General features: G+C 71.2%; 25 protein-coding genes and 1 riboswitch. Of the genes, 8 read left to right on the top strand and 17 right to left on the bottom strand.

Features of this window, described 5'->3' with window-relative positions; all coding sequences use genetic code 11:
- The gene (locus ACIRR8_RS06900) at nucleotides 1–978 is read right to left on the bottom strand and encodes a GlxA family transcriptional regulator (RefSeq protein ID WP_404059916.1); all 978 of its coding nucleotides are present in this window, start codon (nucleotides 976–978) and stop codon (nucleotides 1–3) included.
- A gap of 81 nt (nucleotides 979–1,059) precedes the next feature.
- Here ACIRR8_RS06900 and ACIRR8_RS06895 point away from each other — a divergent pair, with 81 nt between their 5' ends.
- A complete protein-coding gene (locus ACIRR8_RS06895; RefSeq protein ID WP_404059914.1) occupies nucleotides 1,060–1,269 on the top strand; it encodes a hypothetical protein in 210 nt (69 codons plus the stop codon).
- A 15-nt stretch (nucleotides 1,270–1,284) separates the two neighbouring features.
- On the opposite strand, the gene ACIRR8_RS06890 is transcribed toward ACIRR8_RS06895, so the two are convergent.
- From ACIRR8_RS06890 to ACIRR8_RS06865, 6 genes are read right to left on the bottom strand one after another with little or no spacing between them, the layout of a single operon-like run.
- Nucleotides 1,285–1,890 (bottom strand): SMI1/KNR4 family protein, encoded by a 606-nt coding sequence (locus ACIRR8_RS06890; protein ID WP_404059912.1) that lies wholly within the window; start codon nucleotides 1,888–1,890, stop codon nucleotides 1,285–1,287.
- Complete coding sequence (locus ACIRR8_RS06885) at nucleotides 1,887–2,303, bottom strand: hypothetical protein (RefSeq protein WP_404059910.1); 417 nt, start codon at nucleotides 2,301–2,303, stop codon at nucleotides 1,887–1,889. Before ACIRR8_RS06885 ends, ACIRR8_RS06890 begins: the two co-directional genes overlap by 4 nt.
- Entirely contained in the window at nucleotides 2,300–2,734 is a 435-nt protein-coding gene (locus ACIRR8_RS06880; RefSeq protein ID WP_404059908.1) for a hypothetical protein, read from the bottom strand. The genes ACIRR8_RS06885 and ACIRR8_RS06880 overlap by 4 nt, the downstream gene beginning before the upstream one ends.
- A gap of 23 nt (nucleotides 2,735–2,757) precedes the next feature.
- Nucleotides 2,758–3,126 (bottom strand): hypothetical protein, encoded by a 369-nt coding sequence (locus tag ACIRR8_RS06875; protein ID WP_404059905.1) that lies wholly within the window; start codon nucleotides 3,124–3,126, stop codon nucleotides 2,758–2,760.
- Nucleotides 3,123–3,434: a hypothetical protein gene (locus tag ACIRR8_RS06870; protein WP_404059903.1), complete on the bottom strand. Its 312-nt coding sequence runs from the start codon at nucleotides 3,432–3,434 to the stop codon at nucleotides 3,123–3,125. The genes ACIRR8_RS06875 and ACIRR8_RS06870 overlap by 4 nt, the downstream gene beginning before the upstream one ends.
- Nucleotides 3,431–3,655 carry a hypothetical protein gene (locus ACIRR8_RS06865; RefSeq protein WP_404059900.1) on the bottom strand — a complete coding sequence of 75 codons (225 nt, stop codon included), beginning with the start codon at nucleotides 3,653–3,655 and terminating at the stop codon, nucleotides 3,431–3,433. Before ACIRR8_RS06865 ends, ACIRR8_RS06870 begins: the two co-directional genes overlap by 4 nt.
- Before the next feature lie 162 nt (nucleotides 3,656–3,817).
- On the opposite strand from ACIRR8_RS06865, the gene ACIRR8_RS06860 reads away from it, so the two are divergent.
- Nucleotides 3,818–5,188, top strand: a complete 1,371-nt coding sequence (locus ACIRR8_RS06860; RefSeq protein ID WP_404059897.1) for a hypothetical protein — start codon at nucleotides 3,818–3,820, stop codon at nucleotides 5,186–5,188.
- Nucleotides 5,189–5,241: 53 nt separating this feature from the next.
- Here ACIRR8_RS06860 and ACIRR8_RS06855 read toward each other — a convergent pair whose 3' ends face one another.
- The 10 genes from ACIRR8_RS06855 to ACIRR8_RS06810 all read right to left on the bottom strand — a co-directional run bounded on the left by ACIRR8_RS06855 (nucleotide 5,242) and on the right by ACIRR8_RS06810 (nucleotide 16,942).
- On the bottom strand, nucleotides 5,242–6,042 hold the full coding sequence (locus ACIRR8_RS06855; protein ID WP_404059894.1) for an ABC transporter permease: 801 nt from the start codon (nucleotides 6,040–6,042) through the stop codon (nucleotides 5,242–5,244).
- Nucleotides 6,043–6,048: 6 nt separating this feature from the next.
- Nucleotides 6,049–6,906: an ABC transporter permease gene (locus ACIRR8_RS06850; RefSeq protein WP_404059892.1), complete on the bottom strand. Its 858-nt coding sequence runs from the start codon at nucleotides 6,904–6,906 to the stop codon at nucleotides 6,049–6,051.
- On the bottom strand, nucleotides 6,903–7,874 hold the full coding sequence (locus ACIRR8_RS06845) for an ATP-binding cassette domain-containing protein (protein WP_404059890.1): 972 nt from the start codon (nucleotides 7,872–7,874) through the stop codon (nucleotides 6,903–6,905). Before ACIRR8_RS06845 ends, ACIRR8_RS06850 begins: the two co-directional genes overlap by 4 nt.
- Nucleotides 7,875–8,062: 188 nt before the next feature.
- Entirely contained in the window at nucleotides 8,063–9,082 is a 1,020-nt protein-coding gene (locus tag ACIRR8_RS06840) for a ribonucleotide-diphosphate reductase subunit beta (RefSeq protein ID WP_018510062.1), read from the bottom strand.
- On the bottom strand, nucleotides 9,082–11,496 hold the full coding sequence (locus tag ACIRR8_RS06835) for a ribonucleoside-diphosphate reductase subunit alpha (protein WP_404059886.1): 2,415 nt from the start codon (nucleotides 11,494–11,496) through the stop codon (nucleotides 9,082–9,084). Before ACIRR8_RS06835 ends, ACIRR8_RS06840 begins: the two co-directional genes overlap by 1 nt.
- Before the next feature lie 133 nt (nucleotides 11,497–11,629).
- A riboswitch (cobalamin riboswitch) is annotated at nucleotides 11,630–11,764 on the bottom strand.
- 52 nt (nucleotides 11,765–11,816) lie between these two features.
- Nucleotides 11,817–12,326, bottom strand: coding sequence for a GNAT family N-acetyltransferase (locus tag ACIRR8_RS06830; RefSeq protein ID WP_404059884.1), 510 nt, complete (start codon nucleotides 12,324–12,326; stop codon nucleotides 11,817–11,819).
- The gene (locus ACIRR8_RS06825) at nucleotides 12,326–13,009 is read right to left on the bottom strand and encodes a hypothetical protein (protein WP_404059881.1); all 684 of its coding nucleotides are present in this window, start codon (nucleotides 13,007–13,009) and stop codon (nucleotides 12,326–12,328) included. Before ACIRR8_RS06825 ends, ACIRR8_RS06830 begins: the two co-directional genes overlap by 1 nt.
- Nucleotides 13,010–13,142: 133 nt before the next feature.
- Nucleotides 13,143–13,346 carry a YbdD/YjiX family protein gene (locus tag ACIRR8_RS06820; RefSeq protein ID WP_404059878.1) on the bottom strand — a complete coding sequence of 68 codons (204 nt, stop codon included), beginning with the start codon at nucleotides 13,344–13,346 and terminating at the stop codon, nucleotides 13,143–13,145.
- Between the two features lie 91 nt (nucleotides 13,347–13,437).
- Nucleotides 13,438–15,666, bottom strand: a complete 2,229-nt coding sequence (locus ACIRR8_RS06815) for a carbon starvation CstA family protein (protein WP_404059875.1) — start codon at nucleotides 15,664–15,666, stop codon at nucleotides 13,438–13,440.
- Nucleotides 15,667–15,946: 280 nt separating this feature from the next.
- Nucleotides 15,947–16,942, bottom strand: coding sequence for a LuxR C-terminal-related transcriptional regulator (locus tag ACIRR8_RS06810; protein WP_404059872.1), 996 nt, complete (start codon nucleotides 16,940–16,942; stop codon nucleotides 15,947–15,949).
- Nucleotides 16,943–17,458: 516 nt separating this feature from the next.
- Here ACIRR8_RS06810 and ACIRR8_RS06805 point away from each other — a divergent pair.
- The 6 genes from ACIRR8_RS06805 (at nucleotide 17,459) to ACIRR8_RS06780 (ending at nucleotide 23,597) form a co-directional block, all read left to right on the top strand.
- On the top strand, nucleotides 17,459–17,839 hold the full coding sequence (locus ACIRR8_RS06805; protein WP_404059869.1) for a hypothetical protein: 381 nt from the start codon (nucleotides 17,459–17,461) through the stop codon (nucleotides 17,837–17,839).
- Nucleotides 17,809–18,837 (top strand): glycosyltransferase family 2 protein, encoded by a 1,029-nt coding sequence (locus tag ACIRR8_RS06800; protein ID WP_404059867.1) that lies wholly within the window; start codon nucleotides 17,809–17,811, stop codon nucleotides 18,835–18,837. The genes ACIRR8_RS06805 and ACIRR8_RS06800 overlap by 31 nt, the downstream gene beginning before the upstream one ends.
- Nucleotides 18,834–19,919 carry a lysylphosphatidylglycerol synthase domain-containing protein gene (locus tag ACIRR8_RS06795; RefSeq protein WP_404059864.1) on the top strand — a complete coding sequence of 362 codons (1,086 nt, stop codon included), beginning with the start codon at nucleotides 18,834–18,836 and terminating at the stop codon, nucleotides 19,917–19,919. The genes ACIRR8_RS06800 and ACIRR8_RS06795 overlap by 4 nt, the downstream gene beginning before the upstream one ends.
- 107 nt (nucleotides 19,920–20,026) lie before the next feature.
- On the top strand, nucleotides 20,027–21,427 hold the full coding sequence (locus ACIRR8_RS06790; RefSeq protein WP_404060714.1) for an aspartate aminotransferase family protein: 1,401 nt from the start codon (nucleotides 20,027–20,029) through the stop codon (nucleotides 21,425–21,427).
- Complete coding sequence (locus ACIRR8_RS06785) at nucleotides 21,415–22,461, top strand: NAD-dependent epimerase/dehydratase family protein (RefSeq protein WP_404059861.1); 1,047 nt, start codon at nucleotides 21,415–21,417, stop codon at nucleotides 22,459–22,461. The genes ACIRR8_RS06790 and ACIRR8_RS06785 overlap by 13 nt, the downstream gene beginning before the upstream one ends.
- A 17-nt stretch (nucleotides 22,462–22,478) precedes the next feature.
- Nucleotides 22,479–23,597 carry a UbiA family prenyltransferase gene (locus ACIRR8_RS06780; RefSeq protein ID WP_404059859.1) on the top strand — a complete coding sequence of 373 codons (1,119 nt, stop codon included), beginning with the start codon at nucleotides 22,479–22,481 and terminating at the stop codon, nucleotides 23,595–23,597.
- Nucleotides 23,598–23,613: the final 16 nt, after the last annotated feature.

Genomic DNA, 23,613 nt, shown 5'->3' with positions numbered 1-23,613 from the left:
TCAGGCGACGTCGGGCACGGTGCTCGCCGGGCCCCGGAAGGTCCGCCGGTAGGCGTTCGGCGTCGTGCCGAGCGTCCGGACGAACTGGTGGCGCAGGGTCGCCGCCGTGCCGAACCCCGTCTGCGAGGCGATCGTGTCGACCGTCCGGTCGGAGGTCTCCAGCAGGTGCTGGGCCAGCAGCACCCGCTGCCGCAGCAGCCAGCGGTACGGGGTCGTCCCGGTCTCCTGCTGGAAGCGGCGGGCGAAGGTGCGCGGCGACATGTGCGCCTGCGCCGCCAGCCGCTCCACCGACATCTCCTGGTCGAGGTGGCCCTCCATCCACGCCAGCGTCGAGCCGACGGTGTCGCAGGCGTTCCGGGGGAGCGGGCGGCTGATGTACTGCGCCTGGCCGCCGTCCCGGTGCGGCGGCACCACCATGCGCCGGGCGATGGTGTTGGCCGCGTCCTGCCCGTACTCCTGGCGCACGAGATGGAGGCAGGCGTCGATGCCCGAGGCGGTGCCGGCCGAGGTGATGACGGCCCCCTCGTCCACGTACAGCACGTCCGGCTCCACGATGGCCTTCGGATAGCGGCGGGCCAGCTCCGCCGCGTGGCGCCAGTGCGTGGTGCAGCGGCGCCCGTCCAGCAGGCCCGCCGCCCCGAGGACGTACGCCCCGGAGCAGACGCTCAGCACCCGCGCCCCGCGCTCCACGGCCCGGCGCAGCGCGTCCAGGGCCTCCTCCGGATACTCCCGGTCCATGAAGTTGCTGCCCGCCGGTACGGCGACGAGATCGGCCTCCTCCAGCCGTTCCAGGCCGTGTTCGGTACGGATGGTGAAGCCGGCGTGGGTCCGCAGCTCGGGGCCCTCGGCGGAGACGACCGCGAACTCGTGGACCGGCAGGCCCTCTTCGCTGCGGTCGAGTCCGAAGACCTCGGCCAGGACGCCGAGTTCGAAGGGATGGACCTCGTCGAGCAGCAGGACGGCGACATTTTTCAGCATGGAGTCAGTGTGGCAGTAATTTGATGCTGTGTGGCAGTGCTGCCACTGACGAAAACGGTCCGGGCGGACGACAGTAGAGCCATGAACCTCTTCCTGAACTACCTGGCCGTGACCGCTCTCTTCGCCTTCGTGGCGCTCCCGGCCGCCATCGGCCTGGTGCGCGAGCGCCGCATCGACCGCCAGCTGCGCGACGCGGAACGGAGGGAGGTGGCACCTACGGAACCGAGGAGCACCGCGCGACCCTATAAGGTCACGCGGCACTTGAACGGGCGTAGTTGGGTGAAGGCATAGAAGGCTCCCACGGGTTCATCCGTCCTCTCCACCGAACCAGGAGCGTCCCTGGGCCCAGCGGGTCACCCACCCCGCGAAACCGGGCGCGCCCGGCATGAGAGAGGTGCCCGGCCGGGTGCCGAAGGGTATCGCGCCGTTCTCGTCGATCAGCCAGACGTGACCGCGCTCCGGGCCGGTGACGATCAGGTGCCAGTACATGCCGCAGCCATCGGTGCCCAGCAGCAGCGAACCGTGGTCGAAGACCGCGCTCATCCGGTCCTCCCACTGCTGGTACTCCTCCTCCGGCAGCTCCGCTTCACCCTCCTCCGCCTCCCACAGCCACGCCTCCGTGAGCGGAAAGGGCTCGGAGAGCAGGCGCTCGGGACGGCCCGATCCCCAGTCCGAAGGTGTTTGCGCGAGAGGCAGCAGTCCGTAGTAGGGCGGCCCCGCGCGCAGCCCGTCGCAGATCTCCGCCCCGAAGGTGCGGTACGGCTCCGGGAGCACGACACGGTGCTCCGCCTCGAAGGCCCGCACCGCTTCGACGCCGACGGGCGGCACCGCTTCGGGGCGGGACGCGAAGACCGCGCGGAGGGCAGCCGACTCGGCGAGGGCGCAGCTTTCCGTGTTCATGGCGATCATCATGCAGGATCCGGCCCCGGGGCCCTGCCGCTCTCGCTCCCGTCTCTGGACCGAGGGAAGAGGTGGGGGTGTTGGCAGGTGAGGTGGTGGGTGACGGCGGTGTGGGTGGGGTCGGTGATGTCCCAGCTGTGGGGGGAGGGATGTGCGGTGAACAGTTCGCAGGCTTCGTTACGGGGGTCGAGCGCGGAACACCAGGGGAGCGGCGTCAGCTGGGCGAGCCCTGAGCCCTTCCACCGGACCCAGACAGCGCTTCCGGGCCGCCCGCCTTCGTCCCAGAGCATCGCGGCGTGCCGGCCGTCATGGTCGCCGCCGAGTTCGCAGAGGACATGCCCGGCTTCGGGGCGGTGCCCGGGGGCAGCAAGGGCGAGGAGGTGGTCGGGAGGTGGGAGGAGGGCGACGGCAGTGCACTGGTTCATGGCTGGGGCCGCTCTCGTGGATCGTCAGTGGTGTCGTCGGCACTGAGCGGTCCGGCGATGAGGTCCCCAAGAGGGTCGGTGACGTCCCAGGAGTGCCCTGCGGTGTGGTCGGTGAAGAACGAGCACCGTAAGAGGGTGTCGGCGGCGAGGTTGCGGAGGGTGGCGGGGCACCAGGGCTCGGGCCGGATGCGGTGGGCGCGGTCGGTGTCGGTACCGGTCCAGAAGAACCAGAGGGCGGGCCGGTCGGGGTCGTCGGCGGCGCTGAGGAGTGCCGCGTGATCGGTGAGGGCGTCGTGTTCACCGAGTTCGCACAGGACGTAGTGGTCGAGCGTGAAGTCGTCGGGCGGGGTGCCGGGTCCGCCGGCCATGGTGACGAGGGCGACGGTCACCTCGCCGAGAGGAATCCGGGTCACGGCGGTGCACTGCAGCACGTGAGGTCTCTTCTGTGGAGGGGCTACGGGCGGTCGGCCGGGGAGGTGTGCCACCCGGCGAGGGTGAGGCTGAGCCCGACGGCGGGGTCGAGGACGGTGAACTGGAGGGGAAAGCCCGCTTCCAGGGTCCGTATCGCGTCGTCCTGTCGGTGGTGGTCGGTGGCCCAGAACCGCAGCCCTTCGGGAGCGTCGAAGCTGTGGAAGAGGACGGGTCGGACGTCACCGGGTGACGCGTCCCGTACGGCACTCCCGTGTCCGTCGGCGAGGCGGAGGGCTTGTCGGCGGAGCCAGAGGAGGACGAGGCGCCGGTTGCGTACGGTGATGGCGCCGAGCGAGGCGAACCGCTGCCCGTCGGTCACGGTGACCTCGGCTGCGTACGGCGTGCGGCTCATGCGGCACGCTCGTGGTCGCCGGGCCGGACCAGGCCCCGTAGCTGTTCGGCCACCGCCTCGATCTCCGCCACGACGGCGGTGCGGGTGGCCAGTCGCTCTTCCAGGGCGGCGTCCAGCCCCGCGAAGAACAGAGCCCGGTAGGCGGGATCGGCTTCGATGCGTACGAGTTCGGCGAACGGGCTCTCGCGCTCGGCCGGGCGCCGGGTGAGCGCCCACATGAGGCGGGGGAGGCGGAGCCGCAGACGAATCTCGGCGGCCCCCAGGGCGAGGGTGAGTTGGACCCGTAGCCGGGTGAACGCGCCGCTCACAGCACCTCACCCCGACTGCGGGCGTTGGCCCGTGCGGTACGGGCGCGGAGCTGCTCCATGGGGAGCGCGGGGCGTACGTGCCGGGGTTCAGCCTCCCACTCGCGCCCGCCGCCGACGGGGCGGAGCGACCAGTAGAGGCCGGCGACCCCTCGGAATTCGCCTACGCGGTTGCCTCGGCTGGTGTCGACCAGGAGGGTGCCTGCGGTGGGCGACGGCTCCATTTCCACTAGCACTCGTTCTCTTCTCTACGTGGGTATGTCGATCGCTCCGGAGTCCTCTTATGGGGCGGTCGCTTTGCGTGATGAACAGTCAACCCGCAGTAGATGTAAGGCGGTACGGTGATCGAGAGGCCAAGCGGTATCACCGGTATCACGAGGGTGGGAATGACCATGAGCGCACCGAACCAGCGGTTGCGGGATCTCATTTCCGAGTCGGGTCTCACTTATGAGGCACTCGCCAAGGCCGTCCGGCAGGTCGCTGCCGAGTGCGGCGTCGAGTTGGCCACGAACAAGGGCATGATCGGGCACTGGCTCAAGGGTGTCGTACCGCAGGAGATGACCGCTCGGTTCTTGGCCACCGCCCTGTCGCGGCACCTCGGCCGTCTCCTCACGACGGCTGACCTCGGCCTGCCCGTCCCGGATGGGGTGGAGGATGACACCATGGGCCTGTCCCTCGGGGCGGACCCGATCGATGCCTTGGTGCCGATGTGGAGGGCCGAATTGGACCGGCGAACCTTCCTGACCGGCTCCGCCTACTCGGTGGCCGCAGCCGCGCTGCCTCTCGACCATGTGCAGGAGGTGGCCGACAGGTCGGCTGCCGCTCGCACCGGACACATCGTCGGAATGGCCGAGGTGCGTGCGGTGAGGGACATGGTGAGGTTGTTCTCCGAGATGGATGAACGCCACGGCGGCCAGCACGGGCGCTCCGCCCTCGTCCAGTATCTCCGCGACGACGTCGCACCGCTGTGCCGTGCCCGCTTCCACAACGAAGAGATGCGTCAGCACATGCTCTCCGCCGCCAGCCGTGGCGTGCACCTCCTGGGCTGGAAGTCCTACGACGCGGGACAGCAGGGACTCGCCCAGCGCTACTACCTTCAGTCCTACGCCCTGGCCGTCGAGTCCGGCATCACAGGGCAGGACGGGTTCATCATGCGCACCATGGCCATGCAGGGTCTGAAGCTTCACCGCCCCGAGCACTGCCAGGGTCTAGCGGAAACCGGACTGAACCGGGCCAAGGGCAAGGTCGACAACGCGACCATGGCCCTGTTCCGTGTCGTCCACGCCCACACCCTCGCCAAGAGCGGGCAACGGCGAGCCGCTGTCGTCGAGGCCGACCGCGCTCGTGAACTCCTCGCCGCCGACAAGGGCGACGAGACTCCCTTCTGGGCTCTGGCCTGGGGACCACCCGCAGCCTCCGTCTACTCCCGGACGGCCAAGGTGTACGAGGCGCTGGGGGATTTCAGCGCCGCCGCAAGCCAGTACGCCCGGGCGGCGACCGCCCGCCCCGCCACGACCTATGCGCGGATCGTCTCCCTCGACCTCGTCGCCGGCGCGGAGATGCAGCTCAAGCGTGGCCGGATCGAGGAGGCATGTGAGACCTGGAACCGGGCCATCGACCATATGGACGGAGTGCAGTCGGCGCGCACACGCAAAGCTGTGAAGAACATGCGCAGGGACCTCGCGCGGTTCCGCGCCCGGGGTGTGCGCTGTGCGGCGGAGCTCGATGAGCGGGCACTCGACTTCCTCGGGCGATAGGCGAGAGCGCGGCGGGCGAGACAGGAGTCGGACCGCCTGTCCTACGGCCCCGCTCAGTGCCCGCTGCTCTCGTAATGGCGGGACTGCCGTTCCCAGAAGCGGTACGCGGCGTACATGAGCACGACGCCGATGGCCGGGGCGCCCCAGGCGAGCCAATCCGGCACGGCGAGCTCCTCCTCCCGGCCCATCAGCACGGTCGCCGGTAGGTAGGCGACGAAGGCCAGCGGGAAGACGAAGGTCAGCCCGAAGCCGGCCACCGGGCCGAAGATCTTCAGCGGGTAGTTGCCGAAGTCGCTGAAGATCATGTCGATGGCGAACTTGATGGGCGAGACCCTCTTCATCCTGAAGACCAGCGCGGAGGCGGCCAGTTGCAGGGAGCCCTCCACCAGCGCACCGCCCACCACGGCGAGCGCGAGGAAGCCGACGGCTCCCGGCGACCAGTCGACCGGGGCGGAGGCCGAGGCGATGGACAGGAGGACCACTCCGCCCGCCAGGTCGCCCAGCGAACTCAGCCGCACCCTGCGGGTGAGGAGCTGGACCAGCGGCGGTGCCGGACGGACGAGATAGCGGTCGTACTCGCCCTCGACGACGACCTCGTCGACGTGGATCAGCTGGTGTCCGGGGAGCAGCCACAGGCCGTGGGCGGTCAGCCTGATCCCGTAGAGGAAGGCGATCTCGCCCAGTCCCCAGCCGCCGACCTGCCCGAAGCGGTCCAGCACCGCCCAGATGAAGGCCAGCCCGACGCCCTGGTAGAACAGGCCGCCGATGATGTTGATGAACAGGTTCCCCCGGTACTGGAACTCGGCCCGGAACGCCGCACCGGCCAGCAGCAGATAGACCCGTGGACCTCGCATCGCTCCTCAGCCCCCCTGCGACATGACGCGGCGCCGGGCGCGCGACCAGACGAACGCGGCCAGTGTGCCGAGCGCGCCGATCCAGGCGAGCTGGACCCCGAGGGCGGCCACGATGGCCAGGCCCTCGACCTGGCCCAGGTAGACGGCCGCCGGGGTGTACGCGGTGGCCTGGAAGGGCAGCCACTCCGCGGCCACCCTGATCGGTCCCGGCATGAACCACAACGGGACCAGGGTCCCGGAGAAGAACTGCGCCACGAAGCGGTAGGCCATGAGGGCGCCGCTCACCTCCAGGGTCCAGAAGGAGACCATGCCGAGCAGCAGCCCGAGCAGCTGGTTCACGAGCAGCGCGCCGATCAGCGCCACCGGGTAGGCGAACCCGGCGGCCGCGGAGGCGGGTGCCTGGCCCGCGCCGATCAGCAGCGCGAACGGGAGTGCCACCAGCAGGACCGGGACCGCGGCCGACGCCCACCCGAGCTGGCCGGCGAGCATCTGGCCGGGAAAGCCGACGGGCCGCAGCAGGTCCACGGCGACCTTGCCCTCCCGTACCCGCTGGTCGATGGGGGAGGACCGCCACGGGCTGACCAGCTGGTACTGGAGCGTCGTCAGCGTCGCGTACGCCGTCATGGTGGTGAGGCCGAGTCCGTCCACCTCCGCTCGGCCGTCGTAGAGGGCCTTCCAGACCACCGTCAGCAGCCAGATCTGGAGGAGCATCATCACGAAGGACGACAGATAGGCCGTGCGGTAGGTGAGGGCGGTGCGGAACTCCATCCGGGCGCAGGCGAGATGGGCCCGGAGCGGCGTCCTGCCCGGGTGCTTCGCGGAGGTGGGGGCCGTCTTCGCGGCGAGGGCCGCAGGGGCGGTCATCCGCGGTCCGCGTAGATCCGGTGGATGACGCTCTCCAGCTCGGGTTCCACGATCGAGAGGTCGGTCACCCGGTGCTGGGCCAGCACCGCCGCCACCAGCTCGGCGGGAGGGGTGCGTACGGGGTCGAAGCGCAGCCACACCTTGCCGTCCTCCCGGCGGACGACCTCCGCGCCTTCGACGCTCTCCAGCCGGTCGGTCTGCACGACGAGTTCGCGGTGCGGCGCGTAGCGGGTCTTCAGTTCGTCCACCGCGCCGTCGTAGGCGACCCTGCCGTGGTCGATGAGGATGATCCGGTCGCAGAGCTCCTCGACGTCGTCCAGGTCGTGGGTGGTGAGGACGACCGTGGTGCCCGACGCGCGGTTCAGCTCTCCGACGAAGCTGCGTATCCGCTCCTTGGCGATGACGTCGAGCCCGACGGTCGGCTCGTCCAGATAGAGGATGTCCGGGTCGTAGAGCATCGCGGCGGCGAGGTCGCCGCGCATCCGCTGGCCCAGGGAGAGCTGGCGGACGGGGGTGTCGAGGAACGGACCGAGGTCGAGCACCTCGCTGAACTGCCGCTGCCTTTCGCGGAACCGGGCCTCCGGCACGTCGTAGAGGCGGCTGATCAGCCAGAGCGAGTCGCGCAGGGGCAGGTCCCACCAGAGCTGGCTGCGCTGGCCGAAGACCACGCCTATCCGGCGGGCGTTGCGGGACCGGTCCCGCCAGGGCGTGGCACCGGCGACCGTGACCGTGCCGGAGGTGGGGACGAGGATGCCGGTGAGCATCTTGATGGTGGTGGACTTCCCCGCGCCGTTGGGGCCGAGATAGCCGACCATCTCGCCTTGCTGGACCGTGAAGTTCACGCCGTCGACGGCCCGCTTGACGGTCTGTTCACGGGTCAGGAGCGTACGGAGACCCGCGAAGCGGCCCTCCTGCCGTGTGGGTCGGCTGAACTCCTTGACGAGGTCTGCCACTTCTATGACGGGCATGTGCGCCTCTCTGGGGCGAGCCGGGCCCGGTCGGGCGGGATCGATGTGAGAGTGTGCACGCCGAGGGTTGGTCTAGTCCAAGTATTTTCCGTTCGGCCGGTCCTCGTCATGCCGTCGGGGGACGCGGAAGGCCCCACCGTGCTCAGCAGCACGGTGGGGCCTTCTGTCGTACGTGATCCGCAAAGGGCCTAGAAGTCGTCGTCGAACCCGACCGAGCCCTCCACCGCCACCTGGTAGGCGGACGGGCGGCGCTCGAAGAAGTTCGTCAGCTCCTGGACGCCCTGGAGCTCCATGAAGGAGAACGGGTTCTCCGACCCGTACACCGTCGGGAAGCCCAGGCGGGCGAGGCGCTGGTCGGCGACGCACTCCAGGTACTGGCGCATCGACTCGGTGTTCATGCCCGGCAGTCCCTCGCCGCACAGGTCGCGGCCGAACTGCAGCTCCGCCTCGACGGCCTCCTTCAGCATGTCGGTGACCTGCTGCTGGAGCGCGTCGTCGAAGAGCTCCGGCTCCTCCTTGCGGACGGTGTCCACGACCTCGAACGCGAAGTTCATGTGCATCGTCTCGTCGCGGAACACCCAGTTGGTGCCCGTGGCGAGGCCGTGCAGCAGGCCGCGCGAGCGGAACCAGTACACGTATGCGAAGGCGCCGTAGAAGAACAGCCCCTCGATGCACGCGGCGAAGCAGATCAGGTTCAGCAGGAAGCGGCGGCGGTCGGCCTTCGTCTCCAGCCGGTCGATCTTCTCGACCGAGTCCATCCACTTGAAGCAGAACTGCGCCTTCTCGCGGATCGACGGGATCTCCTCGACCGCGTCGAACGCCGCCGCCCGGTCGTCCGGGTCGGGCAGGTAGGTGTCGAGCAGCGTCAGATAGAACTGGACGTGCACGGCCTCCTCGAAGAGCTGCCGCGACAGGTACAGCCGCGCCTCGGGGGAGTTGATGTGCTTGTACAGCGTCAGCACGAGGTTGTTGGAGACGATCGAGTCGCCCGTCGCGAAGAAGGCGACGAGGCGGCCGATCATGTGCTGCTCACCCGGCGACAGCTTGGCGAGGTCGGCGACGTCCGAGTGGAGGTCGACCTCCTCCACGGTCCAGGTGTTCTTGATCGCGTCCCGGTAGCGCTCGTAGAAGTCCGGGTAGCGCATCGGACGCAGGGTCAGCTCGAAACCCGGGTCGAGCAGGTTCTTCTCTTCGTTCGTGGTGCTCATTACTGGCAGGCCTCGCAGGACTCGGGGTTCTCAAGAGAGCAGGCGATGGCGTCCGCGTCGGGAGCCGACGCCTGCTGTACGGGAATGGGGGCGGCGGCCGACGCCTGACCGGACGCGGCACGGGCGATCCGGGTCGCCGGGCGCGAACGCAGGTAGTACGTCGTCTTCAGCCCCTGCTTCCAGGCGTACGCGTACATCGAGGAGAGCTTGCCGATCGTCGGCGTCTCCAGGAACAGGTTGAGCGACTGGCTCTGGTCGAGGAACGGCGTACGGGCCGCCGCCATGTCGATCAGGCCGCGCTGCGGGATCTCCCACGCCGTGCGGTACAGCGCCCGCACGTCCTCGGGGATCCACGCGAAGCCCTGCACGGAGCCGCTGGCCTCGCGCAGCGCCTCACGGGTGCGGGCGTCCCACACGCCGAGCTTCTTCAGCTCGTCCACCAGGTAGCCGTTGACCTGGAGGAACTCACCGCTGAGCGTCTCGCGCTTGAACAGGTTGGAGACCTGCGGCTCGATGCACTCGTACACACCGGCGATCGAGGCGATCGTGGCGGTCGGCGCGATGGCGAGCAGCAGCGAGTTACGCATACCGGTCTTCGCGACCCGGGCGCGCAGCGCGTCCCAGCGCTCCGGCCAGTTCAGCTCGGTGTCGTAGTGGTCGGGGTGCAGCACACCGCGCGCGGCACGCGTCTCCGACCACGCGGGCAGCGGGCCCGAGCGCTCGGCGAGGTCGCAGGACGCCTCGTACGCCGCCAGCATGATCCGCTCGGAGATCTTCGTGGAGAGCGCGCGGGCCTGCGGGGAGTCGAACGGCAGGCGCAGCTGGAAGAAGACGTCCTGGAGGCCCATGGCGCCCAGGCCGACCGGCCGCCAGCGGGAGTTGGAGTTCCCGGCCTGCTCGGTCGGGTAGAAGTTGATGTCGACGACCCGGTCGAGGAAGGTCACGGCCGTACGGACGGTGGAGTCCAGGCGGTCCCAGTCGATCGAGCCGTTCGCCACGAAGGCGCCCAGGTTGACCGAACCGAGGTTGCAGACGGCCGTCTCGCCGTCGTTGGTGACCTCCAGGATCTCCGTGCACAGGTTCGAGGAGTGCACGACCCGGCCCGGCTCGGCGGTCTGGTTCGCGGTCCGGTTGGAGGCGTCCTTGAACGTCATCCAGCCCTGGCCGGTCTGCGCGAGGGTCCGCATCATCCGGCCGTACAGCTCACGCGCCGGCATGGTCTTGCGGGCCAGGCCCTTGGCCTCGGCGGCGCGGTAGGCGGCGTCGAACTCGTCGCCCCACAGGTCGACCAGCTCGGGCACGTCGGCGGGGGAGAAGAGCGACCACTCGGTGTCCGCGTCGACGCGGCGCATGAACTCGTCCGGGATCCAGTGCGCCAGGTTCAGGTTGTGCGTACGCCGCTGGTCCTCACCGGTGTTGTCGCGGAGCTCCAGGAACTCCTCGATGTCCGCGTGCCAGGTCTCCAGATAGACCGCCGCCGCGCCCTTGCGCCGGCCGCCCTGGTTCACCGCCGCCACGGAGGCGTCCAGCGTCTTGAGGAACGGCACGATGCCGTTGGAGTGGCCGTTGGTGCCCCGGATCAGCGAACCGCGGGCGCGGATACGGGAGTAGGAGAGGCCGATGCCGCCCGCGTGCTTCGAGAGGCGCGCCACCTGGTGGTAGCGGTCGTAGATCGAGTCCAGCTCGTCCTTGGGCGAGTCCAGCAGGTAGCAGGAGGACATCTGCGGGTGCCGGGTGCCGGAGTTGAAGAGCGTGGGGGAGGAGGGGAGGTAGTCCAGCTTGCTCATCAGCCCGTAGAGCGCGGTGACCTCGTCCAGCGCCCGCACCGACTCGTCCTCGGCGAGGCCCGCGGCCACCCGCAGCATGAAGTGCTGCGGGGTCTCGATGACCTGGCGGGTGATCGGGTGGCGCAGCAGGTAACGGCTGTGCAGCGTACGGAGACCGAAGTAGCCGAACCGGTCGTCCGCGCCCTCCGCCAGCGTCCGCTCCACCAGCGCGTCCAGCGCCTTCGCGTGCAGCTCCACGAAGGCGGCCGTGCGGTCCGCGATCAGCCCCTCGCGGTGGCCCACGGCGACCGAGGCGGAGAAGGAGGTGGCGCCCTGGCCCGCGGCCTCGTCGGCGATCGTACGGGTCAGCAGCCGGGCGGCGAGTTTGGAGTACGCCGGGTCCTCGGAGATCAGACCCGCCGCCGCCTCGGTGGCCAGCGAGCGCAGCTCGGCCTCGTCGGAGCGGGCGTTGCGCCCACGCAGAGCGGAGGCGGCGACCCGTCCGGGATCGGTGTCGGGCAGATCGACGGTGAGGTCGGTCAGGGTCCGCAACAGGGCGGTCCCGGGTCCGTCGTTCGTGCCTTCGCCGGACGTGGTGGAGGCAGCGGATTCGGTGGCTGAAACCGGATCGGCGGGCGCGATGGTCACTGGGCTTTCCCTCGCTCGGCTGGGGCCGGCGGCGAGCGGGGAAACCGGGCAGCACGATGCCCTTCGGGGCAGCACTGCTCACGGCGTCCACCGGCCCATCCGCGAGGCCCGGACGTCTGGCGTCCGGTTCGGTCGAGCCGGACGCGCTGTCGACAGGTCTTCGGACTTCGGGTGTGCAAAGCACACTGATCACACCGTTGCGGGACAGTTCCGGATTCGCACCGGATTCCCCTGCGGCGACAGCGAGGTCGAGCATACATGTGGGGGCCGCCAGATGATGCGGCCCCCACATGTTGTGTCGCGTCGATTTCATACGCCCCTCAGGAGACCGCCTCCAGCTCCAGCCGGAAGGTCATGAGGCGCAGGCCCGGCACCGGCTCCCAGTCCCGCTCAGGGGTCCGCAGAAAGCCGAGCCGACGGTAGATCCCATGGGCCGGGAGCATGGCCGGCTGCGTCGACAGCACCAGAGCCCGGACACCTTCGGCGGACCGGGCCCGCTCGACGCACGCCCGTACGAGCGCCTCTCCCACGCCCCGTCCGCGCCCCGCGCGGGCCACGGCCAGCATCCGGAACTCGGCCTCGTCCGGACCGGAGATTTCGCGCCACGGAGTGCCGGGAGCGGCATACGTCACACCACCGAGCACCACCCCGTCCGCGTCGAGCGCCACGAGCACCTCGGCCTCGGCCGCCCGCCGCTCCACCGCCCGCAGTTCGAGGAGGTACGGGTCCTGCGGGCCGTCCAGCAGCCCATCGCCGAGATACGCCTCGGCGATGATCCCGCCGAGTACGGCGTACTCGGCGGGCTCCGCCACTCTGATCGTCAGATCCATCAGCCGCTCGCTCCCACTTCGTTGTCCGGCGCGCCGTCGCCCACCGGCGGCAGGTCGCCGCGCTCGACCGGCTGCTGCCCGGAGCCGTCACCGGCGGGCGGCAGCACCCGGTCCAGCTCGTGGTCGTCGGCGCGGTGGGCGGCCAGCGCCGCCGACCGCAGTGTCGCCCGGTCCACCTGCTCGCGCGCCCCGCTCACCGTGATCACGAGACCGTCCTGCTCCTGGGCGTACGCGTGGCCCGACTCCGTGGCCCGGTACCACTGTTCGCCGTCCCGCTCGCACGTCACCAGGGCCTCCTGGCCGCCGGCGGGCGCGGAGCCGTCCGTGCAGTCGGCCACGGCGTGCGGGCGGCGCTCCGCCGACAGCTGGAGCATCCCGCCGTCCGGCGCGGTGTAGGAGCTGCCGAACCCGTCGTCACCGAGCACCCCGACCGACTGGCGCGCCAGGGCGTAGCCCGTGGCCTCGGTCACCCACACATGCTCCGCGACGAGCTGCGCGGCGCTCGCCCTCGCCTCCAGCTCCGCCCGGTCGGGCGCCGGTCCGGCCGAGGAGCTCCGGTCCGCCGACGACTCCGAGCCGGGCGCGGGCACGGTGCCGCAGCCCGTCGCCGCCGCCAGGGTCAGGGCCAGTGTCACGGTCGGGAGGAGGGGCCGGAGCCGGGGCGGCCGGGAGCGCGATGTCATGGGCACATCCTTTCGTACGGTCAGGGCTCCGCGCACCGGGGAAATCGAGCGGTGGCCGGACGCGTCCACGGACGGCAGAAGGGGCCGCCGCGCCCCTGGGAGGGGTGCGGCGGCCCCGATCGGCCGGCGGTGGTCAGCAGCAGCGGAAGCCCTCGCGGGGGTCCGCCTCGCGGGCGTCCGTGCGGTCGCGCTCGAAGGCGCGGCGGGTCATCACCGGCGCGTCCGGATCGTGCGACCGGGCGTGCGCCACGTAGCGGTCGTACGTCGCCTCGCCGGTCATCTCACGGACGTACCAGCGGATCCGCCCGGCCACCCGCCGTACGTCCGCGAGAGTCATGTCCGGCTCCGCACGCCCGGGGCCGTCACGACCGGCTCCGCACGGTCCGCGCGGCTCACGCCCGGCTCCGTACGGTCCCGGTCCGTGCGGCTCACGACCGGCTCCCCGTCGCCGCTGCCTCCTCCTTGCGCAGGCCGCCCTCGGGGCCGACACCGGCGGCGGCCAGTTCGGCCTTCTCCTCCTTGGTGGCGATGAGCGAGGCCGGAGCGACGAACTTGGACTGGACGAACGGCGTCTCGTGCAGCTTGACGCTCTCCGGGTCGCGGATGGCCTTGTAGCAGACCCGGCCGGCGTCCACGAGCACCACGATGATGAGGATGGCGAAGAGCGCGCAGAGCACGCCGTCGACGGTGGAGTTGGTGACGACGGTCCGCATGTCGTCCATGGACTTGGCCGGAGCCAGCACCTCGCCCGCGTCGATGCCCGCCTGGTACTTGTCGCGCTGCGCGAAGAAGCCGACCTTCACGTCCGGCGAGAAGATCTTCTGCCAGCTCGCGGTGAGGGTGACCGCCACGTCCCAGGCGAGCGGGACGGCGGTGACCCAGGCCCACTTCAGGCGGCCGGACTTGACCAGCAGCGTGGTGCAGACGGCCAGCGCGACGGCGGCCAGCAGCTGGTTGGCGATGCCGAAGAGCGGGAAGAGCTGGTTGATGCCGCCCAGCGGGTCGTGCACACCGACCCAGAGGAAGTAGCCCCAGCCGCCGACCACGACGGCGCTGGCGAACCAGACACCGGGCTTCCAGCTGACCTCGCGGAACGGCTTGTAGGCGTTGCCCAGCATGTCCTGGAGCATGAAGCGCCCGACGCGGGTGCCGGCGTCCACCGTGGTGAGGATGAAGAGCGCCTCGAACATGATGGCGAAGTGGTACCAGAACGCCTTCATCGCCGTTCCGCCGATCACCGCGGAGAAGATCTCCGCCATGCCGAGCGCGAACGTGGGCGCGCCACCGGTCCGCGAGAGCAGGCTTGCCTCCTCGACGTCCTTGGCGGCCTGCGCCAGAGCGTCCGGAGTGATGGTGAAGCCGAAGTTGGCGACGGCCTGGGAGGCGGACTGGACGCTGTCGCCGATCACGCCGACGGGCGCGTTGATGGCGAAGTAGAGGCCGGGGTCGATGATGCAGGCCGCGATCATCGCCATGATCGCGACGAACGACTCGACCAGCATCGCGCCGTAGCCGATCACGCGGATCTGCGTCTCCTTCTGGACCATCTTCGGCGTCGTGCCGGAGGAGACCAGGGAGTGGAAGCCGGAGAGCGCGCCGCAGGCGATGGTGATGAAGACGAACGGGAACATCGAGCCGGCGAAGACCGGGCCCGAGCCGCTGGTGGCGAAGTCGGTGACCGCCGGCATCTTCAGCGTCGGCAGCGCGACGATGACGCCGAGCGCCAGCAGCGCGATCGTGCCGACCTTCATGAAGGTGGAGAGGTAGTCGCGCGGCGCCAGCAGCAGCCACACGGGGAGCACGGAGGCGAGGAACCCGTACACGATCATCCAGATGACCAGCGTGCCCGGCTCCAGCGTGAAGAAGTCCGCCCACGACGACTCGGCGACCCAGCCGCCCGCGACGATCGCGAGGAGCAGCAGCGCGACGCCGATGAGGGAGACCTCACTGACCTTGCCCGGCCGCAGGATGCGCAGATACACGCCCATGAAGAGGGCGATCGGGATCGTCATGCCGATCGAGAAGACGCCCCACGGCGAGTGCGCGAGCGCGTTCACGATGACCAGCGCGAGGACCGCGAGCAGGATGATCATGATGATGAAGACCGCGATCAGCGCGGCGATCCCGCCGACCGGCCCTATCTCGTCCCGGGCCATCTGGCCGAGCGAACGGCCGTTGCGGCGGGTGGAGAAGAACAGCGTCACCATGTCCTGGACGGCACCGGCGAAGATGACGCCGACGACGAGCCAGATCGTGCCCGGCAGGTACCCCATCTGCGCGGCGAGCACCGGGCCGACCAGCGGGCCCGCGCCCGCGATGGCGGCGAAGTGGTGGCCGAACAGGACGCGGCGGTCGGTGGGGTGGAAGTCGACACCGTTGTCCAGGAGTTCGGCCGGCGTCGCGCGGTTCTTGTCCGCCTTCAGGACCCGGTTGGCGATGAACCGGGAGTAGAAGCGGTACGCGATGGCGTACGAGCCCAGGGCCGCCGCCAGCATCCAGGCGGCGGAGACCTCCTCACCCCGCGAGAGCGCGAGGGTGGCCCAGCCGATCGCGCCGACCAGGCCGACCAGGCTCCAGACGGCTATGGACTTCGGGGACAGTGTCCGCCGCCCCGTTGCTGGTGGAACCGGTGGTGCTGGTGTGGGCGATTCCGGCATGTCGATCCGTCCCCTCGCGTGATCACTGTGTCGTAACGTGCGCGAAATCTAGGGGCTCGTGGGCGCTCTCCGGAACCCCTGTCCGCATTCCGGTCAGGGGTCACCGGTATCGCGCGACCCCGCACCGCTGTGGTTTCGCGGTTGGGGCACGGATGGAGAAGGGGATCGGTTCACACCTGCCCGGAGGAAATTCACGCGATCCTCAAGGATGCTCACGTGATCCACCGGGGTGCCGCGTCATCTGTCGGCGGGGGAGGGGTGAGGGAGGGAGGGCCGGGCGTCAGACCCAGCCCCGACGGGCCGCCTCCGCTCCGGCCTGGAAGCGGCTGCGGGCGTTCATGCGGGCGGTCAGCTCCGCGTTCATCCGGCGGACGGTCCGCAGGGAGACCCCCAGGCGGCGGGCGGCGGTGGCGTCCGTGTGCCCCTGGGCCAGGAGGGAGAGCAGCTCGCCCTCCTGCGGTGTCAGGCCGTCGCTGTCCACGGGCGGCCGGGCTCCGAGCGGGGTGGAGGCCGCCCAGAGGCTCTCGAACAGCAGCCGGGCGACCAGGACGGCCCCCTTGCTGCGCAGCTCCAGCGCGCCGGCCCGGCCGTCGTCGGGGTCGAGCGGGACGAGGGCCACCTCGGCGTCGACCACGACCATGATGAGCGGCAGCGTGGGTAACGTACGGCTCTCGGCGCCGAGCTCGCCGATCCAGTTCACGTAGCGCAGGGTGTCGGGGTCGTTGCGGAAGCTGTCCTGGTAGATCGAGCGGATGCGGACGCCACGCTCCAGGGCCTGCTGGTCGAGCGGCTTGCTCGCCGCCAGGGTGTCCGGGGCCTGGGCGCCGCCGGGCAGCAGGGAGAGGCACTCGGTCCTGGCCAGTTCGGCGAGCTCGGTGAGCCGGTCCCGTACGGCGTCGAGCCCCTCCAGCCGCTTGATGACGTCGAACCCGCGCCGTGCTCCCCGGCCGGTGTGGGCGGTGAGCGCGGAGACCGCGTCCCGGGCGACCTCCAGGCCCCGCTGCTGGCGCGCCAGTTCGGCCTCCCGCCGGGAGAGCAGGAACGGCAGGCTGGCGGCCGGGTCCAGGGCGCGGAAGACCGGCGGGTCGTCGGCGGTGGAGCGCTCGTCACGGTTGTCCAGCAGGCAGAGTTCGGCGAGCCGGTCGAGGGCGTCGCGCACGTCCTGCTCGCTGCGGCCCAGCCGCGCGACGATCTGGTCGAGCCGCAGCTCCGGTTCCTCCAGGACGAGCCGGTACACGAGCTCCGTCCGCGCGTCCAACCCCAGTACCTGAAACATCTCTTGGCTCCCCCGCCGATGTCACGCCGCACCTGAACGCCGATGCCGGGCCGGGCCCCCTCATCGACACCGGCGCGAGTTTAGGCCGCCGGAGCAGACAGGTATAGACCAAGTCCATGGGATGAAATGAGCCATGAGGCGGGCGGATTCTGCCCGGAGTATGGACATCCCGTGGTGAAGGTGTGGCCTCTTGGTGCCTGGCCATCGGTTGCCAGGGCGGCGTCGCCGCAGGTGACGGGGGCAATTGCGGAGCGGTCCACGCTGGCAGCCCGCTGCCCGCAACTCCTGGCCAGCCGCGAGGGCGTGACCCCCGGACCGCCGCGACGCCATGCTCAGGCCGTGCTCAGACATTCACACGCTGTTGTTGAGAAGGAGCCCCGCATGCAGGCCGTCCGTACGCTCTCCCTCCGCATCGCCCTGGCCTGCGCCCTCGCACCGGTGCTCCTGGCCACGGTCGCCCCCGCCACCCGGAGCGGCTTCTCCTGGGGGTGACCCGGGGAGAAAGGAATCTCCTCCGTGTACCTGGTGACCGCGCTGCTGGTGCGGACCGAGTCCCGGGAGCCCGCCGCCTGGACCGCCCGCGAACTGGCCCGTCGGCTGCGGGCCTCGGGCACCGGAACGGGGACGCGGTGCCCCGGCCCGGACGGTCCGCGCCCGGCCCACCTGTATGCCGCCTCGTACCCCGGCCGGACGGTCCGCGCCGCGCTCTACATGGAGGACTCCGACCCCCTCCACGCCGAATTGGCCGCCCTCGACTTCCTCCTCGCCTCCCTGGCCGCCGACCCCGGCGCCAAGGGCTGGCACCTCGCGGTCCTCGGCCGCCCGGACCTGCACCGCCCGCCCGAACGGAAAGGACCCGACCCGCCATGTCACGGGAACACCCCACCGTGTCCGTGATCATCCCGAACCACAACTACGAGAAGACCCTGCGGGCCTGTCTGGAATCCGTCTTCGCCCAGACCCTGCGCCCGCTGGACGTGGTGGTCGTGGACGACGCCAGCACCGACAACTCCCGCGACATCGCCCGGGAATTCCCCTGCGTCCTCGTGGCCCGCCCCGACAACGGGGGTGTCTCCGCCGCCCGCAACCTCGGCGTCGCCGCCTCGCGCGGCGAGATCCTGTTCTTCCTCGACTCCGACATCGCGCTGGCCCCCGACGCGATCGAGAACGCGGTCGCCCTGCTGGGCGCCGACCCGGAGACCGGCTGCGTCCACGGGGTGCTCGACCCCGAACCGCTCTACGACGACGGGCCGGTGGAGGTCTACCACTGCCTGCACGCCCACTTCTGGCGGCTGCGCAGCACCGGGATCGTGGGCACCGCCTTCTTCGCCCTGGCCGCGATCGAACGCCGCGTCTTCGAGGCCACCGGGCCCTTCGACGAGAACCTGCGGGACTCCGAGGACGTGGAGTACAGCGACCGGCTCGCCGCCACCCACCGCATCCGCCTCAGTGAGCGGGTGACCGGCCGCCACGACGACGTGGACCGGCTGCTGCCGATGCTCGCCGAGCAGTACCGCCGCTCCCAGCTCCTCGTCCCTGTCGCCGCCGTCGAGCGCCGCCGGGGCGGCGGGCTGCGGGCCAACCGCACGGGCGGGGTCCTGGCCGCCGCCCTGGTCCCCGCCACGCTCCCGCTCGCGCTGCTGACGCCCTGGCTGCTCCTGGTGCCCCTCACCTGCGCGGTGGCCTTCGCCCTGGCGGACGTGGAGCTCTCCCGCTTCGTGGCCCGCCGTGAGGGGTGGCCCTTCCTCCTCCGCTTCACCGCCCTGCACTTCGCGGTGCACCTGGCCCTGGTCCTCGGCGCGGTCCTCGGGGGCGTCCGCTGGCTGGTGGACCCGGGCTTCGGCCCCTCCGTCCGGCGCCGCGGGGACCGGCGGTCGGCGGTGGTCGCGCCATGAGCACGGCGACGCGGGACGAGGGCGCGGCCGGGACCGCTGAGGCTGTCGGGGGTGGCGTCGCCTCCGAGGCCGCCCCGGGCGACGGTGTGCCCGAAGCCGCCCCCGTACGGCCGTCCCGGCGGGCCCGGCTCCTCCGGCTCGCCGCCGCGCTCGTCCTGATCGTGGCGACCTGCTTCGCCGTGGGCGGTTCGCTGCGCGGGGCCGGTACGGAGATGGCGCAGGCGGCCGGACGGCCCGGGGGCGTGCTGCTGCTGGTGGCCGCCCTCCTCGCCAACGCGGCCGGACTCGTGCTGTCGATGTTCTCCTGGCGGGTCCTCGTCGTGGACGGGGGAGCGGAGGCGGGCAGCGAGGGTGCGAAGGCCCGTACCTCCGACGTCGCGCGGATCTTCTTCATCGGTGTCATCAGCAAGTTCGTCCCCGGCCGGATCTGGGGCGTCCTCGCCCACGTCCAGCTCGGCAAGGCCCTCGGCATCGCCCCCGAGCGGATGATCGCGGCCTTCGGGCTCGGCCTCGTCATCGGGATGACCACCGGCGCCGCCGCCGGGCTCCTGGTCGCCCCGGCGGTGTTCGGCGCCCACGCGTGGGTCTTCGCCCCCCTCGTCCTGCTCGCCGCCGCGGCCGTCGTCCGGCCCGGCTGGGTGGGCCGGCTGGTCGCGTGGACCATGCGGCTGGCCCGACGCCCCGCCCAGGCCGCCGCGTCCTCGCCCCGCGCCCTGCGCGCCTCCATCGGCTGGGCCTGCGCCTCCTGGGCGGTCTCCGGACTCCACCTGTGGGCCATCGCCGTCCTCCTCGGCGCCCCGCCGCTCCTCTCCCTGCCCGTCTGCGTCGGCGGTTTCGCCCTCGCCACCGTCGCCGGAAGCCTCGCGTTCGTCCTGCCCGACGGCTGGGGCGCCCGCGAACTCGTCCTGCTCGGCCCCCTCAGCGCCGTCATGCCGCTCTCCGCCGCGGCTGCCGCCGTCATCGCCAGCCGGCTGGTCTGCGTGCTCAGCGAAGTCGCCGCCACCGGCGGGGCGCTGCTCTGGGCCCGCGCCGCGGGCCCCCTCCCCACACCCCGACCCGCGCTCCCGGAAGGAGCCGCATGACCACCGCCGCAACACCCCCGTCCTCCGACACCACGCTCCCGCCCCCCGAAGCCACGCTCCCGGCCACCGGCCTGCCACCGCTGATCACCGTGGACGACTGCGAGGAGATGCCGCTGCGCCGGGTGCACGACCTCTACCGGTCGCACGTCAACAAGAGCCAGGTCTCCCTGATGACGTCCTTCGGCTTCGGCCGGGAACTCGTCAGCCACGCCGAGGGCTCCTGGATCCACACCCGCGACGGCCGCCGCGTCCTCGACTTCACCGGAGGCGTCGGAGTCCTCAACCACGGCCACAACCACCCCCGCATCCTCGCCGCCCGCCGCCGCTTCCAGGAGCAGCGCCGGATGGAGGTGCACAAGACCTACTTCTCGCCCTACATCGCGGCCCTCGGCCACAACCTCGCCCAGCTCCTCCCCGGCGACCTGGACATGTCGTTCTTCCCCAACTCGGGTGCCGAGGCGGTCGAGGGTGCGGTGAAACTCGCGTACAAGTACCACGGCGGCAAGCGGCAGCGGATCCTGCACGCCGACATCAGCTTCCACGGCAAGCTGCTGGGCTCCGGAAGCCTCACCGGCAGCGCGCAGACCAATTTCGCCTTCCCCGGCATCCCCGGCGTCTCAGCCTTCCGCTACGGCGACCTCGACTCCGTACGCGAGAGCGTCACGGCGGCCCGGAACGCCAAGGGGGGCTGCGATGTGTACGCGATCCTCATCGAGCCCTTCTCCGCCTCGACCATGACGGAGTGCTCGGAGGAGTTCCTGCGCGGGCTGCGGGAGCTGTGCACCGCCGAGGACATCGTGCTGATCTTCGACGAGATCTACACCGGCTGGGGCAAGACCGGCAGCCTCTTCCACTTCATGCGCTACCCCGGGCTCGTCCCGGACGTCGTGACGACCTCGAAGTCCTTCGGCGGCGGCAAGTCCTCCATCTCCGCCTTCGTCGCCCGCGAACCCGTCTTCCGCCAGGCGTACGACAGCCTCGGCGACGCGATGCTCCAGTCGACCAGCACCACCTACTACGGCTTCGGCGAGGAGACCGCCACCGCGCTGGAGGCCGTCAACATCGCGGTGGAGGACGACTATCCGGCCCGTGCCCGCGCCATCGAACGCGTCCTCGCCCCCGGTCTGGAGCGGCTGCGCAAGCAGTACCCCGACATCATCGCGGACGTCCGGGGAGCCGGAGCGCTGTACGGGGTCTTCCTCGACGGCGGCCCCAAGATGCTCGACCTCGCCGCCAAACTCGCCCCCGGCGGGCTGGCGCGCGACCCTCTTCTGCGGACGAAGGTCATCACCTGCGCGGTCGTCAACGCGATGTACCAAGAGCACAACGTGTACATGTACTACACGCTCAACGGGCGCAGCCCTCTCGTCGCGGCGCCTTCCCTGGTCGCCGGGGCCGAAGAGGTGGAGATCTTCCTCGACGCCTTCGACAAGACCCTCGCCCGGGGCATGAACCGGCTCCTCGCCGCGTTCCTCAAGGACAAGGCGGTGTCCCGATGGGCCGCCTGACCATCGCCGTCACCGGAGCGGCCGGCATGCTCGGCTCGCACCTGGTGACCCGGCTCGCCGCCGACGGGCACGACGTCATCGGCATCGACCTGCGCGACGACCCCCAACCGCCCCCGGGCGCCCGGCACGTGGTCGCCGACATCCGGGACGGCGTGGTGCTCGGCCGGGCCTTCGCCGGGGCGGACGCACTGGTGCACTGCGCGGCCGCGCTGCCCAGCTACCCCGTGGACCAGATCCGCTCGATCACCGTCGACGGCACCCGCACGGTCCTGACCGCCGCCCACCGGGCCCGGGTGCCGCGCGTCGTCCACATCTCCTCCACCGCCGTCTACGGGCTCCCCGAGCGTGTCCCCACCCCGGAGGAGTACCCGCGCGAGCCCGTCGACCCGTACAGCAGGGCCAAGGCCGAGGCGGAGGAGGTCTGCGAGGAGTTCCGGGCACGGGGGATGTGCCTTCCGGTGCTCCGCCCCAAGACCTTCCTCGGGCCGGGCCGGATGGGCCTGTTCGCGATGCTCTTCGAATGGGCCGAGGAGCGGCGCAACTTCCCCGTCCTGGGCCGTGGGGACGTCCGCATCCAGATGTTCGGCATGGCCGACCTGGTCGACGCGGTGGTGCTCGCCCTGCACGCGGAACCCGAGGTCGCCAACGACGTGTACAACCTGGGCGCCGCCGAGTTCGGCACCCTGCGCGAGGACTTCCAGGCCGTCCTGGACGCCGCCGGACACGGCAAGCGGGTCGTCCCCCTGCCCGCCGCGCCCGCCCTCGGCGTCCTGCGCCTGCTGGAGCGCACCAAGCTCTCCCCGGTCTACGGGCGGCTGCTCTTCAAGCTCCTCGACGACTCGTACGTGGACATCAGCCGCGCCACCGAACGGCTCGGCTTCCGTCCCCAGCTCTCCAACCAGGACGCCATCCTCGGTACGTACGCCTGGTGGCGCACCCAACGGCAGGGCAGCGCACCCGCTCCCGGGGCCGGCCGGACCAGCCGGGACCCGTGGCGCCAGGGTGCGCTGGGCCTCGCCAAGGTCTTCTTCTAGGACGCGGGAGGCCTGCCGTGGACATCACCCGGTCCTCGCCCGCGCCGATGCGCGTGGCGACCGCACCGCCCGAACCTCCGGACCTCACCGTCCTGCCGGCGACCGCCCCGCTGCCGGGGCCGCTGGAAGCCGTTCTGCCGGCGACCGTCCCGTTGCCGGAGCCGGAGATCTTCCTGCCGGCGACCGTCCCGCTGCCGCAGCCGCCGGAAGCCGCCGCGCCGGGCCCCGTCCCGCCCACCGCTGCGCGGCCCGCCGCCGACCGCGGGCTCCTCCGTGACCTCCTCGCCCTCGTACGCCCCGGCCAGTGGGTGAAGAACCTCGCCGTGGTGCCGCTGGCCCTGCTGGACGTCCAGCCCTGGCACTTCGGCGCGTTCGGGCAGATCGGGTGGGCCGTGCTCGGCTTCACCCTGGCCTCCGCGCTCGTCTACGTCGTCAACGACCTCGCCGACCGGGAGCGCGACCGGCTGCACCCGGTCAAGCGGAACCGCCCGATCGCCTCCGGCCGGGTCTCCACCACCGCGGCCACCGTCCTGGCGGGCCTCATCGCCGCCTCACTCACCTGCTGGGCGGTGGCCGGGCCCGCCTGGCAGTGGTGGCCCACCGCGCTCTACCTCGCGCTCTCCGTCGCGTACAGCCAGGGCCTCAAACACGTACCGCTGGTGGACGCGTTCATCGTGGCGAGCGGGTTCGTCCTGCGGCTCGTCCAGGGCGCGCTCCTGGTGGGCGGCCGGATCTCCGAATGGCTCGCGCTCTGCGTCTTCGCGCTCTGCCTGATGCTGTCCCTCGGCAAACGGCGGCACGAGATGACGGCGGCCGGCCGCGCCCACCGTCCCGCCCTGCGCGGCTACACGCTCGCCTTCCTGGACCACCTCGTCGTCCTGGTCGCCGTGCTGACGGCCGTCTCCTACGTGCTCTACCTCCGCGACGACGCCGCCCTGGCCGCCGGAGCCTCCTTCGTCACCCTGCTCTCCGCCCCCTGCGCGGTCTTCGGGCTGGCCCGCTATCTGCAACTCCTCCTGGTGGAGGAAGGCGGCGCCAACCCGGTCCACGTCCTCTTCCGGGACCGCGCGACGCTCGTCAACGCGACGCTGTGGGCCGTGCTCGTCTCCGTAGCCCTCCTCCTCTCCCGACTGTGACCGGCCCGACCACGAC

The organism is Streptomyces sp. NPDC101178 (genome assembly GCF_044767965.1).
In the GTDB taxonomy this organism is placed as follows: Bacteria; Actinomycetota; Actinomycetes; order Streptomycetales; family Streptomycetaceae; genus Streptomyces.
This window is presented reverse-complemented; position numbering and strand designations above follow the sequence as displayed.

Coding starts and splice junctions, on each gene's coding strand:
- ACIRR8_RS06900 (WP_404059916.1), bottom strand. CDS start 978: ATGCTGAAAAATGTCGCCGTCCTGCTGCTCGACGAGGTCCATCCCTTC.
- ACIRR8_RS06895 (WP_404059914.1), top strand. CDS start 1,060: ATGAACCTCTTCCTGAACTACCTGGCCGTGACCGCTCTCTTCGCCTTC.
- ACIRR8_RS06890 (WP_404059912.1), bottom strand. CDS start 1,890: ATGATGATCGCCATGAACACGGAAAGCTGCGCCCTCGCCGAGTCGGCT.
- ACIRR8_RS06885 (WP_404059910.1), bottom strand. CDS start 2,303: ATGAACCAGTGCACTGCCGTCGCCCTCCTCCCACCTCCCGACCACCTC.
- ACIRR8_RS06875 (WP_404059905.1), bottom strand. CDS start 3,126: ATGAGCCGCACGCCGTACGCAGCCGAGGTCACCGTGACCGACGGGCAG.
- ACIRR8_RS06865 (WP_404059900.1), bottom strand. CDS start 3,655: ATGGAGCCGTCGCCCACCGCAGGCACCCTCCTGGTCGACACCAGCCGA.
- ACIRR8_RS06860 (WP_404059897.1), top strand. CDS start 3,818: ATGACCATGAGCGCACCGAACCAGCGGTTGCGGGATCTCATTTCCGAG.
- ACIRR8_RS06855 (WP_404059894.1), bottom strand. CDS start 6,042: ATGCGAGGTCCACGGGTCTATCTGCTGCTGGCCGGTGCGGCGTTCCGG.
- ACIRR8_RS06850 (WP_404059892.1), bottom strand. CDS start 6,906: ATGACCGCCCCTGCGGCCCTCGCCGCGAAGACGGCCCCCACCTCCGCG.
- ACIRR8_RS06845 (WP_404059890.1), bottom strand. CDS start 7,874: ATGCCCGTCATAGAAGTGGCAGACCTCGTCAAGGAGTTCAGCCGACCC.
- ACIRR8_RS06840 (WP_018510062.1), bottom strand. CDS start 9,082: ATGAGCACCACGAACGAAGAGAAGAACCTGCTCGACCCGGGTTTCGAG.
- ACIRR8_RS06830 (WP_404059884.1), bottom strand. CDS start 12,326: ATGGATCTGACGATCAGAGTGGCGGAGCCCGCCGAGTACGCCGTACTC.
- ACIRR8_RS06825 (WP_404059881.1), bottom strand. CDS start 13,009: ATGACATCGCGCTCCCGGCCGCCCCGGCTCCGGCCCCTCCTCCCGACC.
- ACIRR8_RS06820 (WP_404059878.1), bottom strand. CDS start 13,346: ATGACTCTCGCGGACGTACGGCGGGTGGCCGGGCGGATCCGCTGGTAC.
- ACIRR8_RS06815 (WP_404059875.1), bottom strand. CDS start 15,666: ATGCCGGAATCGCCCACACCAGCACCACCGGTTCCACCAGCAACGGGG.
- ACIRR8_RS06810 (WP_404059872.1), bottom strand. CDS start 16,942: ATGTTTCAGGTACTGGGGTTGGACGCGCGGACGGAGCTCGTGTACCGG.
- ACIRR8_RS06800 (WP_404059867.1), top strand. CDS start 17,809: ATGTCACGGGAACACCCCACCGTGTCCGTGATCATCCCGAACCACAAC.
- ACIRR8_RS06795 (WP_404059864.1), top strand. CDS start 18,834: ATGAGCACGGCGACGCGGGACGAGGGCGCGGCCGGGACCGCTGAGGCT.
- ACIRR8_RS06790 (WP_404060714.1), top strand. CDS start 20,027: ATGCCGCTGCGCCGGGTGCACGACCTCTACCGGTCGCACGTCAACAAG.
- ACIRR8_RS06785 (WP_404059861.1), top strand. CDS start 21,415: ATGGGCCGCCTGACCATCGCCGTCACCGGAGCGGCCGGCATGCTCGGC.